The organism is Paenarthrobacter sp. PPS72 (assembly GCF_048537125.1).
GTDB lineage: Bacteria > Actinomycetota > Actinomycetes > Actinomycetales > Micrococcaceae > Arthrobacter > Arthrobacter nitroguajacolicus_E.
The window spans coordinates 108,087-120,634 of record NZ_JBLYIE010000007.1 but is presented as its reverse complement, the minus strand read 5'-3'; the positions used below and the strand labels follow the sequence as shown (position 1 = coordinate 120,634).

13 protein-coding genes and 1 tRNA gene are annotated in these 12,548 nt (G+C 61.6%); 11 read left to right on the top strand and 3 right to left on the bottom strand.

Going from position 1 to position 12,548, the window contains the following annotated elements:
- The first annotated feature begins 19 nt into the window (after nucleotides 1-19).
- Both ACLRGI_RS04600 and ACLRGI_RS04595 read left to right on the top strand, forming a co-directional pair.
- Nucleotides 20-1,531, top strand: a complete 1,512-nt coding sequence (locus ACLRGI_RS04600) for an ATP-binding protein (protein WP_419200478.1) — start codon at nucleotides 20-22, stop codon at nucleotides 1,529-1,531.
- Complete coding sequence (locus ACLRGI_RS04595) at nucleotides 1,528-2,202, top strand: LuxR C-terminal-related transcriptional regulator (RefSeq protein WP_419200477.1); 675 nt, start codon at nucleotides 1,528-1,530, stop codon at nucleotides 2,200-2,202. The genes ACLRGI_RS04600 and ACLRGI_RS04595 overlap by 4 nt, the downstream gene beginning before the upstream one ends.
- A 178-nt stretch (nucleotides 2,203-2,380) precedes the next feature.
- Here the strand turns inward: ACLRGI_RS04595 and ACLRGI_RS04590 are convergent, their stop codons facing one another.
- Complete coding sequence (locus ACLRGI_RS04590) at nucleotides 2,381-3,610, bottom strand: pyridoxal phosphate-dependent aminotransferase (protein ID WP_419200476.1); 1,230 nt, start codon at nucleotides 3,608-3,610, stop codon at nucleotides 2,381-2,383.
- Between the two features lie 252 nt (nucleotides 3,611-3,862).
- Between ACLRGI_RS04590 and ACLRGI_RS04585 the strand changes: the two genes are divergently transcribed.
- From ACLRGI_RS04585 to rplL, 9 genes are all read left to right on the top strand, one after another.
- Nucleotides 3,863-3,935, top strand: a tRNA-Trp gene (locus tag ACLRGI_RS04585).
- Nucleotides 3,936-4,015: 80 nt separating this feature from the next.
- The gene (secE, locus tag ACLRGI_RS04580) at nucleotides 4,016-4,297 is read left to right on the top strand and encodes a preprotein translocase subunit SecE (RefSeq protein WP_419200475.1); all 282 of its coding nucleotides are present in this window, start codon (nucleotides 4,016-4,018) and stop codon (nucleotides 4,295-4,297) included.
- Nucleotides 4,298-4,410: 113 nt separating this feature from the next.
- A complete protein-coding gene (nusG, locus tag ACLRGI_RS04575; RefSeq protein ID WP_419200474.1) occupies nucleotides 4,411-5,265 on the top strand; it encodes a transcription termination/antitermination protein NusG in 855 nt (284 codons plus the stop codon).
- Between the two features lie 130 nt (nucleotides 5,266-5,395).
- Nucleotides 5,396-5,827 (top strand): 50S ribosomal protein L11, encoded by a 432-nt coding sequence (rplK, locus tag ACLRGI_RS04570; RefSeq protein WP_011775609.1) that lies wholly within the window; start codon nucleotides 5,396-5,398, stop codon nucleotides 5,825-5,827.
- A gap of 147 nt (nucleotides 5,828-5,974) precedes the next feature.
- Nucleotides 5,975-6,682, top strand: coding sequence for a 50S ribosomal protein L1 (gene rplA / locus ACLRGI_RS04565; protein WP_011775608.1), 708 nt, complete (start codon nucleotides 5,975-5,977; stop codon nucleotides 6,680-6,682).
- Nucleotides 6,683-6,791: 109 nt separating this feature from the next.
- The gene (locus tag ACLRGI_RS04560; RefSeq protein WP_419200473.1) at nucleotides 6,792-7,901 is read left to right on the top strand and encodes a GNAT family N-acetyltransferase; all 1,110 of its coding nucleotides are present in this window, start codon (nucleotides 6,792-6,794) and stop codon (nucleotides 7,899-7,901) included.
- Nucleotides 7,880-9,049, top strand: coding sequence for a GNAT family N-acetyltransferase (locus ACLRGI_RS04555; RefSeq protein WP_419200472.1), 1,170 nt, complete (start codon nucleotides 7,880-7,882; stop codon nucleotides 9,047-9,049). Before ACLRGI_RS04560 ends, ACLRGI_RS04555 begins: the two co-directional genes overlap by 22 nt.
- Before the next feature lie 300 nt (nucleotides 9,050-9,349).
- Complete coding sequence (rplJ, locus tag ACLRGI_RS04550) at nucleotides 9,350-9,943, top strand: 50S ribosomal protein L10 (RefSeq protein ID WP_062073190.1); 594 nt, start codon at nucleotides 9,350-9,352, stop codon at nucleotides 9,941-9,943.
- A gap of 76 nt (nucleotides 9,944-10,019) precedes the next feature.
- Nucleotides 10,020-10,397 carry a 50S ribosomal protein L7/L12 gene (gene rplL, locus ACLRGI_RS04545; protein ID WP_011775604.1) on the top strand — a complete coding sequence of 126 codons (378 nt, stop codon included), beginning with the start codon at nucleotides 10,020-10,022 and terminating at the stop codon, nucleotides 10,395-10,397.
- A 124-nt stretch (nucleotides 10,398-10,521) separates the two neighbouring features.
- Here rplL and ACLRGI_RS04540 read toward each other — a convergent pair whose 3' ends face one another.
- Together ACLRGI_RS04540 and ACLRGI_RS04535 are read right to left on the bottom strand one after the other, a co-directional pair.
- Complete coding sequence (locus ACLRGI_RS04540; RefSeq protein ID WP_419200471.1) at nucleotides 10,522-11,019, bottom strand: aminoacyl-tRNA deacylase; 498 nt, start codon at nucleotides 11,017-11,019, stop codon at nucleotides 10,522-10,524.
- The gene (locus ACLRGI_RS04535) at nucleotides 11,019-12,218 is read right to left on the bottom strand and encodes an acetyl-CoA C-acetyltransferase (RefSeq protein WP_419200470.1); all 1,200 of its coding nucleotides are present in this window, start codon (nucleotides 12,216-12,218) and stop codon (nucleotides 11,019-11,021) included. The genes ACLRGI_RS04540 and ACLRGI_RS04535 overlap by 1 nt, the downstream gene beginning before the upstream one ends.
- Between the last annotated feature and the right edge of the window lie 330 nt (nucleotides 12,219-12,548).

Sequence of the window (12,548 nt, the reverse complement as noted above, 5' to 3'; positions counted from 1 at the left end):
TCCGTGTTTGGATTGGTACATGACAACCGCTGTACAACGCCCCACGCTGGTCCGCAACAGCGACCGCATGATCGCGGGAGTATGCAGCGGATTGGCGGAACATTTGGGCTGGCCGGTCAAGCTCGTCCGGCTTGGCATGATTCTGGCTTGCTTCGCCGGTGGAGCAGGCGTGGCCTTTTACGCATGGCTCTGGACCATGGTCCCCACCGCGGACGAGAACGCCAAGCACAACGCCCGACGACCGGCGTCGCCCATTGCTCCTTCGGTGAGCCTACCGCCTGCGCCCGCCCCAACCGCGCTATCTTCCGCGCCGCCAGCGTACGACGCCGGAACCTCACCAGTGACGGCCGGCGCCACCTCGGGCTCTGGTTCCGTCCCGGACAACGATGCCGGCCTTGGAGGGGGAGCCGGCCTTGGAAACGGTGCCGGCATCGGAGACGGAGCCGGCGTCGGCAACGAAAGTGCTCTGGCGTCCTGGTTCTCGTTCCGCAAGATCCAGTACGGCAAGGAGATCCTGCTCGGAGCGGCGCTGCTCCTGGTGGCTGCGATCCTGATCGCCCGCCAGTTCGGCGTTGACGTCCCTTTGGGCACGTTCATTCCTGCGGCCGCCATCCTCGGGGGTGCAGCGATTGCCTGGATGCAGCTCGATGAGACCCGACGAGCCGGCCTGGTGGACAAGACGAAGGCCGATCAGGCAGGCGGATGGACGAGGCTGGCAGCGGGGTTGGCCCTGGTGGTTGCCGGCGTCCTGGTGATGGTGTCCGGTTCGGGATCATGGGAGCAGACCTGGTTGGCCCTGTTGGCCTCCGTCGCTGTCCTGGGTGGCGTTGCCTTGGTGCTGTTGCCGTGGGGACTGAAATTTTGGAAGGACCTTGAGGCCGAACGCGCCGGCCGGGTCCGTGAAACGGAGCGCGCGGAAATCGCCGCCCATTTGCATGACTCCGTGCTTCAAACCCTGGCTCTCATCCAGCGCCGGGCCGGTTCCGAGCAGGACGTGATCCGGCTTGCCAGGGCACAGGAACGCGAGCTCCGGTCCTGGCTGTTCAGTGATCCCGCCAAGGAGTCGGGCCTTCTGGCGGACCGGATCAAAGCTGTCGCAGCCGAAGTGGAGGACTCCCATGGGCATGCCGTGGAGGTGGTATCTGTCGGAGATACTGACATGACTGACCGGCACGAAGCATTGGTCCAGGCAGCCAGGGAGGCCATGCTCAATGCCGCCCGCCACGGCGGCGGAACGGTCTCCGTGTACTTGGAGAGCACCGCCGGTAGTACTGAGATCTTCATCAAGGACCGCGGCCCGGGTTTCGACCCTGATGCCGTCCCGGACGACAGGCTGGGCGTTAAAGAGTCCATCATCGGCCGGATGAAACGGCACGGCGGCACAGCCGTTATCAACAGCAGCAGCGATGGAACGGAAGTCCGGTTAGCCCTTCCATCAATAAGCATGGACGCCGGCGATCAGCGGAACGGTGACTTGCGGAACGGTGACTTGCGCAACGGCGAACAGCGGAATGGAGAAGCGAAGCTATGAACAACAGCCCTGAGAATGGTGCCGGACGCAGGGTACGCGTGGTTATCGTAGACGACCACACCATCTTCCGCTCCGGATTGAAAGCGGATCTCGACGAACGCATGGAGGTGGTGGGTGAAGCCGGAACCGTGGAACAGGCCATTGCCGTCATAGCCGGGACGCGCCCGGAAGTAGTGCTGCTGGACGTGCACCTTCCCGGCGGACTGGGTGGCGGCGGCCGTGAAGTCATTGCCGGTTCCATGGCTTTGCTTACCGCCACCAGCTTCCTGGCCCTAAGTGTCTCCGACGCCGCTGAGGACGTTGTGTCCGTGATCCGCGCCGGAGCACGCGGATACGTCACCAAGACTATTTCCGGCAAGGAAATTTCCGATGCCGTCATCCGGGTGGCCGATGGCGATGCTGTCTTCTCACCCCGACTCGCAGGCTTCGTGCTGGATGCTTTCGGGACGGCGCCTGCCGACATCGCCGACGACGAATTGGACAAACTTTCCGCCCGCGAACTCGAAGTCATGCGGCTCATCGCACGGGGTTACAGCTATAAAGAGGTGGCCAAGGAGCTGTTCATCTCCATCAAGACAGTGGAAACGCACGTGTCGGCTGTCCTGAGGAAGCTCCAGCTTTCCAGCCGACATGAACTCACCAAGTGGGCGGCCGAGCGTCGCCTCCTCTAGCGCTCTCTCACTTCCCGTTGGATTTTCCCGATCGCTCTCTCACCTCATGAGTGCCGCAGGTGGAGCTTCCTGACCTTGTTTGGAAAGGGATCAGCCCTTGGGCAACCTGCTGCGGTTGCCCAAGGGCCGAATCTGCGTCAAAGCGGGTCAGGAAGCCGCGCTCCGGACCGCGGGAAAGCTATTTGGCCTTGCCCAGGAACTCCTGGATGCGGCGAACGCCCTCTGCCAAGTCGTCATCGCCGAGTGCGTAGGACAGCCGCACGTAGCCGGAGGGACCGAATGCCTCGCCGGGAACAATGGCAACTTCGACTTCGTCGAGGATGAGCGTGGCAAGCTCAGCCGAGGTCTGCGGCCGTACGGGGCCGTTGGAGGTCTCGAACTCCTTACCCAGCAGGCCGCGGACGTCCGCGTAGACGTAGAAGGCGCCGGTCGGCGTCGGGCATTCAACGCCTTCGATCGCGTTCAGGCCGGCAACGATCGCCTTGCGGCGGCGGTCGAAGGCGACCTTCATCTCATCGACGGCGGTCAGCGGGCCCGTGAGGGCAGCAGCGGCTGCGACCTGCATGATGTTGGAGACATTGGATGTTGCGTGGGACTGCAGGTTGGTGGCGGCCTTGATGACGTCGGCCGGGCCGATCATCCATCCCACGCGCCATCCGGTCATGGCGTAAGTCTTGGCAACACCGTTAAGGATGACGACTTTGTCGCCCAGTTCCGGTGCAGCAGTGGCGATGGATGTGAACTCGACGTCGTCGTAGGTCAGGTGCTCATAAATCTCGTCCGTGACAACCCAGAGCCCCTTGGACGCAGCCCATTTGCCGATCTCCGCAACCTGCTCCGGGCTGTAAACGGCACCGGTGGGGTTGGACGGGGAAACGAACAACAGGATCTTGGTCTTGTCCGTTACGGCGGCTTCAAGCTGCTCTACGGTCACCAGGTAGCCCTGTTCCGGTCCAGCGAAAACCTCGACAGGGACGCCGCCGGCGAGGCGGATTGCTTCCGGGTATGTGGTCCAGAAAGGGGTGGGGATGATGACTTCGTCGCCCGGATCCACCAGGGTTGCGAACGTGTTGTAGACGGCCTGCTTGCCGCCGTTGGTCACCAGGACCTGGGAGGGGTCAACCTGGTAGCCGGAGTCGCGCAGGGTCTTCTCCGCAATGGCCTTCTTCAGCTCGGGGAGCCCACCTGCGGGGGAGTATCGGTGGTACTTCGGCTGGCCCGCTGCCTCAATGGCGGCCTGGACAATGTAGTCCGGGGTGGGGAAGTCAGGTTCGCCGGCACCGAAACCGATCACGGGACGTCCCGCGGCCTTCAGTGCCTTGGCCTTGGCGTCAACGGCAAGGGTGGCGGATTCTGCAATCGCGGAGATTCGCTGTGAAATGCGGGCGGTAGTTGTTCCGGCAGACATCTTTGTACCGTTCTTCGCAGGCAGCACGGGGGCTGGATGATGGGATTCGACGTAAACTACCTTATGCTGTTCTGCGGAGCTGCCGGGTGCCTGCAGAACTTTGTGACTGATAATGCTGGTCACAGGCTTTTGGGGCCGGGAGGTTCGGAATCGGGTCGGTTCGACTATCGCGAAATTCTTGCGTAGACTGGTTCACCGGTGTTGAAAAGCACCACAGGCTGAAGTGCGGCCTGAAACATGGATTCGATCCATAGGGTAGTGGCGCAATTGGTAGCGCAGCGGTCTCCAAAACCGCAGGTTGCAGGTTCGAGTCCTGTCTGCCCTGCGCAAGCTGTTCCGGCGGAAACGCCGGGGCACGCGCAGCAACCATGGCTCTGATCAGAGTCGGGTCAACGACTTTGCAAGGTGAGTGAGGACCAGGTGACCGAAACAGCTGCCAGCAGCTCGAAGGGCCGTCCCGCCAAGAAAGCCGATCGCGGCTTCTTCGCCCGTATTTCACTCTTCGTCCGCCAGGTCATTGGCGAACTGAAGAAGGTCGTTGCGCCCACCCGTAAGGAACTGATCAATTACACGCTCGTGGTGCTGGTGTTTGTGGCCATCATGATGCTCATCGTCAGCCTGCTGGACATCGCCTTCGGGACGGGAGCCAGTTGGGTCTTCGGTGGGACAGGCGCTACGGACCAATAAGCGGATCTGTCCGCAAACTGTGTGAATTCCTTGTTAGTTCAGGGATTTTGCGGGGTTTGCGGAATTGAGCCATTTAAATAGGCATGTTAGGCAATGAGGAAGCAGGAGACCAAGTGTCTGAGCAGGAGCTCGAGGTAAACGAGACTGAGCTGGAAGAAACTGAGGGCGCTACAGCTGAGGCTGTGGAAGAGTCCGAGGTCGATTCTGCTGCGCCCGAATCTGCCGACGCCGAAGATTCCGAAGAGGATTTCGAAGCTGACGTAGACGCCGAGTCTGACGAGGCGTCGGACGCTGTCGCAAGCGATGAGGATGCTTCGGAGGAGTCCGACGGCGACGACCTCGCGGCCGCTGCTGCTGCAGCTCCCGCCGATCCGGCCGAAGAGTTCAAAGCCAAGCTGCGCCGCCAGGAAGGTGACTGGTACGTCATCCACTCCTACGCCGGTTACGAGAACCGCGTGAAGGCCAACCTTGAGACCCGCATCCAGACCCTGGACATGGAAGATTACATCTTCGAGATCCAGGTGCCCATGGAAGAAGTCGTCGAGATCAAGAACGCGCAGCGCAAGGTCATCAACCGCGTTCGCATTCCCGGCTATGTCCTGGTCCGCATGGACCTGACCGACGCCTCCTGGGGCGCCGTGCGCCACACGCCGGGTGTCACCGGTTTCGTGGGCAACGCCCACAACCCCGTCCCGCTGCGGCTCGATGAGGTCTTCTCCATGCTCGCCCCGGTCTTCGAAGAAGAGCAGGCAGAGCAGGGCAAACCCGTCAACAAGCAGAACCAGGCTCCCGTGGCCGTCGACTTCGAGGTCGGCGAGTCGGTCATCGTCAAGGAAGGTCCGTTCGAGACCCTCCCGGCAACGATCTCCGAGATCAAGCCCGAGTCCCAGACCCTTGTGGTTCTGGTCTCGATCTTCGAGCGCGAAACCCCGGTGACGCTCGCATTCAACCAGGTCACCAAGATCTAGCTGATTCAAAAATTTCGCTCCAGTCCTGCCTGCTTAGCAGTTCGGGAGCGGCCGGCCGCCTCGCCATGGCGGCCACCAACCTGGGACGCGCTCCTGTGTCCCAGGAAGCTATTGAGAGAAGGACCCTACATTGGCTCCCAAGAAGAAGGTCACCGGCCTCATCAAGCTGCAGATCCAGGCAGGTGCCGCTAACCCGGCCCCGCCGATCGGTCCTGCGCTTGGCCAGCACGGTGTCAACATCATGGAATTCTGCAAGGCGTACAACGCTGCAACGGAATCCCAGCGCGGAAACGTTATCCCGGTTGAAATCACGGTTTACGAAGACCGTTCCTTCACCTTCATCACCAAGACCCCGCCGGCTGCAGAGCTCATTAAGAAGGCCGCAGGCGTCGCCAAGGGTTCGGCTACCCCGCACACCGTCAAGGTTGCCAAGCTGACCCAGGCACAGGTTGAGGAAATTGCTTCCACCAAGATGGAAGACCTCAACGCCAACGACATCAAGGCAGCTGCCCTGATCATCGCCGGCACCGCCCGCTCCATGGGTATCACCGTAGAAGGCTAGTAGCCTTCGAAGGCCCCTGCGGCCTTCACCCGCCGGGCAACCGGCATCTGAAACATTGAAATGTCGCAGGATCCTTGCCGGATCCTCGGCTTGTGGCAGGGCCCAGCGCGGTCCGCTGACCACAACTGCACAAGGAGAAATAGCAGCATGGCAAAGCGCAGCAAAGCATATGAGGCAGCCGTAGCCAAGATCGAGGCAGACAAGGTCTACGCCCCGATCGAGGCCATCACCCTCGCGAAGGACACCAATCCTTCCAAGTTCGACGCAACCGTTGAGGTCGCTTTCCGCCTGGGCGTTGACCCTCGCAAGGCTGACCAGATGGTTCGTGGCACCGTCAACCTGCCGCACGGCACCGGTAAGACCGCCCGCGTCCTCGTTTTCGCAACCGGCGACAAAGCAGAAGCAGCAATCGCTGCCGGCGCCGACTTCGTTGGTTCCGATGACCTGATCGAAAAGATCGCAGCCGGCTGGACCGACTTCGACGCCGCCGTGGCAACCCCTGACCTCATGGGCAAGGTTGGCCGCCTCGGTAAGGTCCTGGGCCCGCGTAACCTGATGCCGAACCCGAAGACCGGTACGGTTACCCCGGATGTCACCAAGGCTGTCAATGACATCAAGGGTGGCAAGATCGACTTCCGCGTCGACAAGCACTCCAACCTGCACTTCATCATCGGCAAGGTGTCTTTCGACGTCAACAAGCTGGCTGAGAACTACGCAGCTGCACTGGAAGAGGTGCTTCGTCTGAAGCCGTCCGCTTCCAAGGGCCGCTACATCCAGAAGGCTACTGTTGCCACCACGTTCGGTCCGGGCATCACCGTTGACCCGAACGTCACCAAGGTTCTCGTAGACGCATAAGCTTCGCGAGCACTTGCTCTGAGAGAAGGACCGTCCGGCATTGCCGGGCGGTCCTTTTTCTTGTCGTGTTCCCTGTTCACCGGTAGTGGTGCGCCGTAGGCTGTGGTGCGTGTCGTCGTCGAACTTTCCCGCCCTGGCTGGGTTGTCTGTTGACCGGATTCCGGTCCCTAGAAGCCCTGACGCGAGCGGGGCGCCTGATTTCCGGGCCTTCCATGAGTTGGATGTTGCCCACCACATGGATCTCTGGGGAAACCTGGACCGCTGCTCCACCTTGGCTGAAGCCGTCCTCTTCTGGCAGGGAAACAAATATGAAGAACGGCATGTCTTCCTGGCACGGCTCGACCGAACCGTAGTGGGCAGCGGAACGCTGACCTTGCCGCTGAGTGAAAACACGACGACGGCGGGTGTGGATGTTCTGGTTGACGCCGCCTATCGTCGCCGCGGCATCGGGACGAAAGTCCTCGAAGTCCTGGAGCAGCAAGCCCGGGCGCGGGACCGCGTGTCCTTTGACGCGTTTTGCGCGGAGCCAATAGGGCTACTCATCCCGGGCGGTGAGTTGTTGGAGGCAAAGTCCGGCACAGGTGGCGTCCCCATGGATTCCGCCTCCACCTGCTTTGCCTTGCACCACGGGTACTCCCTGGAGCAAGTGGAAACCAACAGCAGCCTGCCCCTCCCGGTGGGGGAGGCGCTCCTGCAGGACCTTGAAGAGCAAGCAGCAATGCGGGCAAGCGGCTACAGCTTCATCGGGTGGCAGGACCGCTGCCCTGATGAGCTGGTGGACGTGTTTGCCAAGTTGAAAAGCCTCATGAGTACAGAGGTGCCCATCGCGGGACTGGGCTGGGAGGGCGAGGTCTGGGATGCCAACCGGGTCCGTGTGGAGGAATCCACCTGGCTGGCAGGTGGCATCGCTTCCACTGTGGCTGTTGCCCGCCACGCCGCCACGGGAGAGTTGGCGGCTTACACCACCCTCACCCACCGCGAGGCTACCCCGGGCATGGTCTACCAGGAGGACACCTTGGTGGCTCCCGGGCACCGAGGGCATGGCCTTGGCATGCTGGTCAAGATTGCCAATCTTCGCCGTCTTGAGCAGCTGTGGCCGGCCGCCACGTCCGTGATGACATGGAATGCCAATGAAAACCGGCATATGCTGGCCATAAATGTCGCCTTGGGGTTCAAGCCTTCCGGCTTTGACGGCGAATGGCAGAAACGGCTGGAATGACTGTAGACGAGGCGAAGACCGTTCAAGTCGAGCAGCTGTGGGTGCCTGACACCCTGGACAGCCCCGACGCCGCTGATTTCCTGGACGCCGTAGAGGTGGGGCGCCGGGTACGCATGGAGACCTGGGGGAGCGACGACCTCGCCTACACGCCCTTGGAAAAGCTGCTGGAGTTTTCCGATCCCTATGAGCGCCAGATCATCCTGGTGGCAAAGGTAGGGGGCGTCATGGTGGGAACCGTGGACATTGCCTTGCCTCTGGCGGACAACCTGGAACTGGCCGAGTTCACCTTGGACATCCTTCCCGAGTATCAGGGGCAGGGCGTCGGACGTCAGTTGTTGGAGGCCGCGGAGGCACTCGCCCGGGCAGAGGGGCGGACCATGGCCCTGGTGGATACCAACCATCCGGCAACGTCGCTCACTGAGATACCCGAGGACCAGTTGATCCCGGGCAGTGGTGCTGGTTTTGTTCCTGAGAGCAGCAGGGAGGTGGACTTCGCCAAACGGGCAGGCTACACCCTTCAGCACATTGAACAGTTCAGCTCGTGCGTGCTTCCCTTGGATTCCAAGCTTGTGGGGGACCTGCAGGTTGAAGCGGAGGAAGCCAACGGCGGCCGGTATGCCCTGCACCACTGGACCGACCGCTGCCCCGAAACCTGGCTCGAAGCCGTGGCCGCACTGGAGAACGCTGCCGGGGAGGTAGTCCGTGACGAGGGGGACGAAGACGCACCTGAAGTCGAGGCAAGCGGCATGGTTTTCGACCCAACGGTACTGCGCGAAACCGAGGACGCCGCCTTGGCGCAGGGTCGACGCACGGTGGTTACCGCCGTCGAGCATGTTGAGAGCGGTCGGCTGGTGGGCCTGACCACCATCAGCGTCCTCGCGCACCGCCAGGACGTGGTGTTCCAGGACGATACCTTGGTACTTCAGGAGCACCGGGGCAACAAGCTGGGGCTGCTGATCAAGGTCGCCAACATGGAACGGTTGAGTGAGCAGTTCCCGGATGCGCGGGTCATCTATACCTGGAACGCCCCTGAGAACAGGTACCTCCTGACCGTCAACAAGCAGCTGGGATTCGCTACGGCGGGTGTCACCGGATTGTGGCAGAAGGAACTTCCGGGCAGGCTTGCAGGCGCGACATCCTCGGACTAGGCAGGGTCGATTTGGTTTGCCGCGCGCTCTCCCGTAACCTTGAAGTACCAAAGACCGTCGGTTGATGGGAATCCACTCTTTCGAGCACAGCTCAATTCTGTAGCCGTGCCCGTGAGATAACAGTGAATTCCTTGACGAAGGACCCTGAACATAGGGCGGCCGGCGCAGGTGAACGAAGCAAGTCTCCACGGATCAAACTGTGTTGAGCCAAGCCCCGTGCATCTGCGCGGGGCGTTTTTTAGTTTTAGCTCTCGTGAGCGGGGACCCGGAAGACCGGCTTTATTCCCCGGAAGGAGGGTTATGACAACGCCTAGCAAGGTTTCCGCTGTTGCGGAGATCACCAACGATTTCAAGGAATCGAACGCGGCTGTCCTGACCGAATACCGCGGGCTCACTGTTGCACAGCTCAAGGAACTGCGTGTTGCGCTCGGCCAGGACACCAAGTTCTCGGTCGTCAAGAACACCCTGAGTGCCATTGCAGCCAAGGAAGCTGGAGTTGAAGCATTCAACGATCAGCTTGCCGGCCCTACTGCAATCGCCTTCATCAAGGGTGACGCTGTTGCTGCTGCCAAGAGCCTGACGGACTTTGCCAAGGCCAACAAGCAGCTGGTTATCAAGACCGGCGTCTTCGAAGGCAAGGCATTGGACGCAGCAGGAGTTGCCGCACTGGCAGCCCTCGAGTCCCGCGAGCTGCAGCTTGCACGTGTTGCTGGTGTCCTCAAGGCCCCCGCATCCGCTGCTGCACGCATCATCGACGCCCTGCGCCTCAAGCTTGAAGAAGAGGGCGGCGCATCTGCACCGGCCGCTGAAGAAGCCCCGGCCGCTGAAGAGGCTGCAGCTGAAGAGGTTGCGGCTCCGGCCGAAGCCGCAGAAGCTGCAACCGAAGAGAACTAAGTTCTCCCCTCAATCAAACTCTGGTGCATGGACCGGTTTAGCCCGGATCTGCACCAACTAATGGAAGGACGCCACCATGGCGAAGCTCAGCAACGAAGAGCTCATTGAAGCTTTCAAGGAACTGACCATCATCGAGCTCTCCGAGTTCGTCAAGCTCTTCGAAGAGACCTTCGAAGTTACGGCTGCTGCTGTTGCAGTTGCCGGCCCCGCTGCCGGCGGTGCTGCTGAAGCTGCTGAAGAGAAGACTGAATTCGACGTCGTTCTCGAAGCTGCTGGCGACAAGAAGATCGCAGTGATCAAGGAAGTTCGCGCCATCACCTCCCTCGGCCTCAAGGAAGCCAAGGACCTGGTTGACAGCGCACCGAAGGCTGTTCTCGAAGGCGCCACCAAGGAAGCTGCCGAGAAGGCAAAGGCTCAGCTCGAAGAAGCTGGCGCAACGGTTACCCTCAAGTAACTCGTTTTTGCTTGTGGAAGCCCCGTCCGGTTCGCCGGGCGGGGCTTCCTGCGTTTAAAAACAACGCGGGGTCACTTACGGCCCAATATTCCCCGCGGAATGGGCCGCAAGTGACCCCGCGTTGCTATATGAAGGGTTCGCTGATGTCTGCTACTACCGCGCCCAGGGCTGCGGTGAGTGCGTCCGCGTCCACGAAGGCACTTCTGCCATGCGCTCCCGCGCCCATGGAGATGCGACGCCCGGTGATGGTGGCATCGGCGTACACGGGCCAAGGCGTGGTGCTGCCCAACGGAGTGATGGTGCCGCGTTCATAACCGGTGGCGGCCAAGGCAACGTCGGCATGCGGGAGCGAGAGTTTGTTGACGCCCACCAAGGCTCGCAGCTTGGGCCAGGAAATCTGGCGGTCCCCGGGAATCAGTGCGAACAGGAAACTGCCATCACGATGTTTGACCACCAAAGACTTCACGATGTCCGCGGGGCTGATGCCCAGAATACCGGCGGCTTCGTCCAAGCTGCGGGCAGCCGGACGCTCGACGACGTCGACGTCCAGTCCGCGCGCGGCGGCATCGGACAAGAATCGTTCGGCTCCGTCCATCCCTGGTACAGCCAATTCCTCAGCCATCAGTCGCGGTACAGGAGGAGGGCTTCACCCTGGCCCCCGCCCCCGCACAGGGAGACAGCAGCTTTCCCGGTTCCCCTGCGCTTAAGCTCGTGCGCGGCGTGCAGTGCAAGCCGCGCTCCAGACGCACCAATAGGGTGGCCCAGAGCAATGGCACCGCCGTGGATGTTGCACTTCTCCAAGGGGTAGCGGAGGTCTTTAAGGGACTGGACAGCCACCGAACCGAAGGCCTCGTTGATTTCAATGAAGTCCAGGTCCTCCGCCGTCCAGCCCGCGCGTTTCAAAGCCTGCGCGATGGCGTTCGATGGCTGGGAGTGCAGCGAGTTGTCCGGCCCTGCAACCTGGCCGGGCTTGCCAACCACAGCAAGGTAGTCCAGCCCGTTGTCCTTGGCGAAGCGGCGACTGGTCAACACGAGTGCGGAGGCGCCGTCGGACAGGGGAGAGGAGTTGCCTGCGGTGATGGTGCCGTCGGTGGCGAATGCAGCCTTGAGTGGTGCAAGCGTCTCCAACGAGGTGTTGGGCCTGACGCCCTCATCCGCGGTGAGCACCAGGGGATCGCCCTTGCGCTGCTTGACACTTACCGGAGCGATTTCGACGTCGAAGGTTCCGTCCGCGATGGCTGCAGCGGCGCGCTGGTGCGAGGCAGCAGCCACCTCGTCCTGGGCCTTTCGGTCGATGCCGAGGGTGACGTTTTTCGTTTCGGTGGACAAGCCCATGGACTGTCCATCGAAGGCATCGGTGAGGCCGTCATGGGCCGCGACGTCCAGCGCCTGGATGGCTCCGTAAGTCCATCCTTGCCGGGATCCCGGGAGGAGGTGCGGCGCGCGGGTCATGGATTCCTGGCCCCCGGCAACCACCACGGTGGCATCTCCGCTGCGGATCATGCGTGCGGCATCAATGACCGCTGTGAGGCCGGAGAGGCACACTTTGTTAATGGTGACGGCAGGGATGTTCCAGCCGACGCCTGCTGCAATGGCGCTCTGCCGCGCCGGATTTTGGCCAGCGCCGGCCTGAAGGACCTGGCCCATGATGACAGCATCCACCTGTTCGGCTTTGACACCACTTGCGGCCAAGGCGGCACCTATGGCATGTGCACCGAGGTCGACGGCGGTGAAGCCCGCCAGTTGCCCGTTGAGCCGACCCTGTGGGGTACGGGAAGCAGCAAGGATGACAACGTCATTGTCGTCAGCGGAGTTGGTCATGGTCTCTCTTCCGATCCGGGAGTGGTGTAGCAAGGCTATCGCGGAGCCCGCGGCAACCTACCTCTTCAACAATTGTGCCGTTCCCCCCATTCCATGGGGTAGCTGCGCGCCATTGGTGCCTGCAGCAACCGTGCTTGCAATCACGGACGATCTGGGGTAGACAGAAAGGCTGCTTTGCCGTATCGTAGATATTTGCGTCTTCCCTGTTAACCTTCAGCCTTCATATAGCGGTGGGCTTTACCTCTCAGCTGCGCCATTGACGTGCCGTTCCGAAACGTGCATTGTCCTTGAGCAGACTGGGTCCGGGTCATATAGCGGAACCGGAACAAG

Excerpts from the sequence above, each read along its gene's own strand:
- rplL (WP_011775604.1), top strand. The coding sequence starts at position 10,020 with ATGGCGAAGCTCAGCAACGAAGAGCTCATTGAAGCTTTCAAGGAACTG.
- ACLRGI_RS04535 (WP_419200470.1), bottom strand. The coding sequence starts at position 12,218 with ATGACCAACTCCGCTGACGACAATGACGTTGTCATCCTTGCTGCTTCC.
- rplJ (WP_062073190.1), top strand. The coding sequence starts at position 9,350 with ATGACAACGCCTAGCAAGGTTTCCGCTGTTGCGGAGATCACCAACGAT.
- ACLRGI_RS04595 (WP_419200477.1), top strand. The coding sequence starts at position 1,528 with ATGAACAACAGCCCTGAGAATGGTGCCGGACGCAGGGTACGCGTGGTT.
- ACLRGI_RS04540 (WP_419200471.1), bottom strand. The coding sequence starts at position 11,019 with ATGGCTGAGGAATTGGCTGTACCAGGGATGGACGGAGCCGAACGATTC.
- ACLRGI_RS04600 (WP_419200478.1), top strand. The coding sequence starts at position 20 with ATGACAACCGCTGTACAACGCCCCACGCTGGTCCGCAACAGCGACCGC.
- rplA (WP_011775608.1), top strand. The coding sequence starts at position 5,975 with ATGGCAAAGCGCAGCAAAGCATATGAGGCAGCCGTAGCCAAGATCGAG.
- ACLRGI_RS04555 (WP_419200472.1), top strand. The coding sequence starts at position 7,880 with ATGGCAGAAACGGCTGGAATGACTGTAGACGAGGCGAAGACCGTTCAA.
- ACLRGI_RS04590 (WP_419200476.1), bottom strand. The coding sequence starts at position 3,610 with ATGTCTGCCGGAACAACTACCGCCCGCATTTCACAGCGAATCTCCGCG.